At 55.7% G+C, this 4,687-nt stretch carries 3 protein-coding genes; all 3 read right to left on the bottom strand.

Annotation, left to right across the window (positions count from 1 at the left end):
- Window positions 1-1,066: 1,066 nt before the first annotated feature.
- Complete coding sequence (locus tag M3461_16320) at window positions 1,067-1,414, bottom strand: hypothetical protein (GenBank protein MDQ3775792.1); 348 nt, start codon at window positions 1,412-1,414, stop codon at window positions 1,067-1,069.
- Window positions 1,415-1,486: 72 nt separating this feature from the next.
- Window positions 1,487-3,538 carry a TonB-dependent receptor gene (locus tag M3461_16325; protein ID MDQ3775793.1) on the bottom strand — a complete coding sequence of 684 codons (2,052 nt, stop codon included), beginning with the start codon at window positions 3,536-3,538 and terminating at the stop codon, window positions 1,487-1,489.
- A complete protein-coding gene (locus M3461_16330; GenBank protein MDQ3775794.1) occupies window positions 3,471-4,289 on the bottom strand; it encodes a hypothetical protein in 819 nt (272 codons plus the stop codon). Before M3461_16330 ends, M3461_16325 begins: the two co-directional genes overlap by 68 nt.
- Window positions 4,290-4,687 lie beyond the last annotated feature (398 nt).

Consider the following 4,687-nt stretch of genomic DNA (forward strand, 5'->3'; position numbering starts at 1 on the left):
CAGGCTGGCCATGCATCGTCATCGACTCCGCTCTTCAGTGTCTCGCTACCTGCACATTATCCCTTAGCCATGACTCGCTGTAAACCACAATTCGCCGTGACAAAGACAATTTTTAGAGGTGCCCTTATGACTAACAGCATAACCCCCAGGGATCGGGAATACCACGACGCGAGCCGGCATAGGGGACGGGATCACGATCGCCCACCTGCCCGGCCACCCGCCCACGAGGCGAGCGCCGTGATCGGGCGGTCGCGACGCGATCGCACGGAGATACTGCGCCTGGAAGCCTGTTTCGTCATAGCCGCCTACCCCCTCGCAACAGTCACCCAGCCTAGCATAACCCCGACTGACGCGCGCGGTATTATTTCACAGTTCCCTTGTGACTTATTTCCTTGACTTTCCGGCTATGCGACGGTCACGGACGCGAACAACAGATAGGATTGGGAAATGCCCTCGCCACCTGCGGCCAGCGGGCAACTCGACCCCGGCGGGATAGCAGCCTTATCGCGTAACCCGCCTTCGAGACGCGCCCCGTCATTCTATATCCCATTCCCGAATATCGATCGCGGCCGCCTATTCCAAGGATACACCCCTACGCCACCGGATTTATTCACGATCGAATGCGGTCAATCAGGGCCGCGCCGCCCGTATTTCCTTTGCCTTCCGGTCGATAACCGCTCCCCCGGCGCGATCGCGCGGGTGAACGACGATTTGATCAAGCGCCAGAGAATCGGCGGAATCCACATTCGTTCGGTGGTAATGTTCGAAGGCAATGGATGTAATCGGGCAGTATGACTAGGCATCGCTATGGAACAGTCGTTGATTGCGCACAAAACGGACGCTTCGGTTTTTTCAGTTACCGAACGCCGACGGCGTTCAAACAACGCCGCCGTGAAAAACACGAACCACCGGAAACATACGCTCGAACATAATGAGGCGTGGCAAAACGTATGCTTCAATGTGCAGCCTTCCCAAAAGGCGGGTTACGCGATAAAGCTGTTAACCCGCCCTACCGGGTTGTTCACCCTGGCCTGTCTCGCGACTTGTTCAACCACGCCACGCCTCCTTAACAGTGCGGGTTACACCAAAACTGCTTATATTTGGTGTCTCCGTTGCCGCAGGCAGTCGTAGTGCAGTAGCTCAGCGCCGCCCTCTCGAAAAACCCTAGTTTTTGCTCTACCTGGTCCTTGGGGACTCGTTTGACCTCGCCCTCATCACACCCGATTGGCGTTGGCGTTTTAACGGCTGCTGCAAGTTCATCAACCATGGCTTTTGGGCACAATTTGGCGCCGCCAGTGTTATCGTCGGCACCGACCGCTACGTAGTTCCCACCACTTAACTTCGATCCAATCTCGCTCGGATCACCGCAAGCGGTCATAAATAATGACACTAATACAAAATAGCAACTTTTCATATCGGCTCCTCAATGTTTTGTTAAAAGGTAATGTTCGCTTTAGATCGAAGCTACGTGTATGGCGTAAGTCGCCTAAAAGAAACTTAAGGTGACGCGGCCTATAGTTGCGCGATCTGGTATAAACTCACGTGTGACGGAGAACGGATCCGACGTTCTGAATTCCAGATCGTCGAACAAAAACTTTTCATCTAGAAGATTGGTAATCTCTAAACTGACGATGCCTCGCCGTTTTGGCAACCGATAACCGATCGCTGCATCAACTATATAAAATTCGTCCGCCTCAGGGGTTAACACGATCCCTCTCTGCCCCGCCTCCTGCCGCACAAAGCTGATCCCAATCTCACCGAAGACACCTAAAGGACTAAAATACCGAACTGACAATGGTATGCTCGCTGTGTCAAGTTTCGTGAGCGAGCCGGTGTCTACTGCTCCTCGAAAGCGTTCAAATCGATACTCCGCACTAAGTGCCCAATTGGAATGTGGCGTCCAGTAACCGTAGGCCCGATATAAATCCTCCTTCTCCTGATCAATCAGACCTATGATAGGCACATCCAAATTGCGTCTCGAGAACTCAAATCCTCCATAAGCGTTCCTGGTAAGCTTAGTATCCAGTCCGATCCCGTAAAGCTCGGCCCGGGTGCCGTTAATGTCATCGAAAAACTGATTGAAACCAGGTACCTGAGTTGGTTCGACCGTCTGGTCAGCAACCAATTGTCGTTTTACCGTCTCGAGGTAGGCAGCTCGTAATCTTATGTCACCATTAATGTCCCACTGCAACCCAAACTTAGGATTAACCTTATGAATCACAATACTTTCGTTATCGAAAGAATCGTAGCCAAGCCCTAACGTCCACGTAAAATTGTTAGGAAACGTTATGTTAGCGTAACTGTAGACGTTGCTTTGATCTATTGTAGATTTCAATCCACCCTCTCCCCTACAACCCGGAAACGGTAGGCGTTCCTCAGTAGGAAGTAGTTCTTGCTCCATGGCAAATTCTTCCTGAAACACTCTGCAAGGCTCCGGCAAGAGTTCGCCAACAGTCCGGCTTTGGCTATCTATATTGTAAACCCCTCCGCCAAGCACAAAATTAATCCGATCTGACCGGAATAGGCACTGGCCTTGAGCATCATAACCTTGATTCTTGATCCTATTGTCCGTAATAGAGACCGGATCGACCGAGTGTAGGTTCGTTCTACGGTCGCTATAGATTAGTGATCCGATTACATCGGATTGGGGCGACAAAGCCATACGCAGCCCCAGACGTCCTGTGTTATGGCCTAAGTCTCTTCGGTCCGTAGGAGTAAATAATGGATCAAACCTAAGGCGCAGATCTCCTTGATCGGTGTCGCGGTGTCGATATTCAAATTGGATATTGAACTTATCTGTCAGCGCTATCTGAGCGAACGCATTGTAAATATCGTGCTGAACATCCGCTTTCTTACGAAATCCATCGCTCTGATAGTGAAACTGATCGAGGCTGTAAGAAAGTCTATTGTGAATTCCGGAGAGCACAGCCTCGTCACCGAAGGTATCGTTGTTCCCTAACACGCCAGAGAGAATCAGTTGAGGCCTGTTTCGCTCGAATAACCTGGAATACTCATTAAAGGCAGCGCGCGCTGGGCCTGCTCCTGTGACGATATTTAAGGTGCGCTCATTTAGCTGGGGCTGAACGGGGTTGATATTGATTGGTTGCAGTAGCTGGGCCTGAAGTAGCTCGCTCACCCGGGCGATTTGGTGCCTGGGTAACCTGCCATAGGTATCTGATAAGAACCGGTGTGCGGAGTAATCAGCCGGGTCCAGACCCAGCGTTTTGCTGGCCTCGACAAGACCCCGCTGGGTGAACCCCAAATCGTCGTAAATCCGTGCAAGACTAGTACTACGCGCAGCACGGTCTTCGTCCAAATCCAGACGCGATCTATACAGCGCCCGGTTATCGTTTAGCTCAATAGCCCGTTGCAGATCGTGCAGCGCCTCTACCGGCCGATTGGTGGTCTGCTTCTGGATAGCGTCGTAAAACCAGGGCGTCGGGTCTTTGGGATCGAGGAGCTTCGCTTGCTCATACTCGCTCGATGCGAGACCATCGCGCTTCTCTTCGAAATACGCCTTGCCGAGGTAGCTCCGCACGAGGGAGTTGTTGGGGTCGAGGGAGGCGGCGGTCTCGATCTCGCGGGTGCCCTCGTCCAGGTCTCCGTCGCGGATCTTCGCGAGCCCCATCCCGAGGCGCGGCAAGGGATTCGGTGGCGTCGCCCTGGATGGCGCGCTCGAAAGCCGTCTTAGCCTTATCGACCTCGATGCGGGTCAGATAGGCAAAGCCTAGCACGGTCTGGGTGCGGGCCAGGGCGGGGCTCAGGGTCTCGGCTTTGTGGGCGGCTTCGAGGGCGGCATCGAGATCGCCCCGTGACAGCTCGAGCTCGGACACCCGCGCCCACAGGAGCGCGTCCTCGGGTGCCAGCTCCACCGCGCGCCGGGCATTCTCGAGGGCCTTTTCGATCTCGAAGCGGCCCTGATGGGCATAGGACAGCGCTGCCTGGGGGAGCGGGGAATTGGGGTCCAAGCCGGCCCCAGTCTCGGCCAGGCGCAAGGCACCGTCCTTCTGGTCGCGCACCAGCGCGATGACCGAGCGCAGGGCGGCAGCCCCGCCCGACTTGGGGTCGGCCCGCTCGGCCTCGGCGAGATCGGCCTCGGCCTTCGCGACCCGGCCGACGCTGAACAGCAACCCGGCCCACAGCAAAAGATAACGCCCATCGCCGCCTGCGCGCGCAGTGCGCCCGAGCGCTCGACCACGACCGGCCCCCTGTACGGAGATGATCCTGGCCACCCAAGGCTCGCAGCCCTGGGCGTGTACCCCGGTAGCAGTGCTAAGGAGCGCGATCAAGATGGCTCCCCATAGCGGGCCCCCGATGATGCGCACAATGCATGTCCCCCTTTCAGCATGACGTCTATTGAGTTATGAGTAAAAGCATAACCGCCAGTGACCGGGAATGCCAGGACGCGAGCCGGCCAGAGGACGGGATCACGATCGCCCACCTGCCCGGCCACCCGCCCGCGGCGAGCGCCGTGATCGGGCGGTCGCGGCGCGATCGCACGGAGATACTGCGCCGGGAAGCTTGTTTCGTCATAGCCGCCTACCCCCTCGAAACAGTCACCCATATATGGACTCCTCCGATTTGCAAGCATCTCGCTCGTTGATGGCAGCGGTCGGTGAGCGCAGTTGCTCCCATATATCCGGCCTTAGTTGGTGAGGCCTTGGGTCGCCTCTGGCCCTGATGGATT

The sequence above is a fragment of the Pseudomonadota bacterium genome (assembly GCA_030860485.1).
Lineage (GTDB): Bacteria > Pseudomonadota > Gammaproteobacteria > JACCXJ01 > JACCXJ01 > JACCXJ01.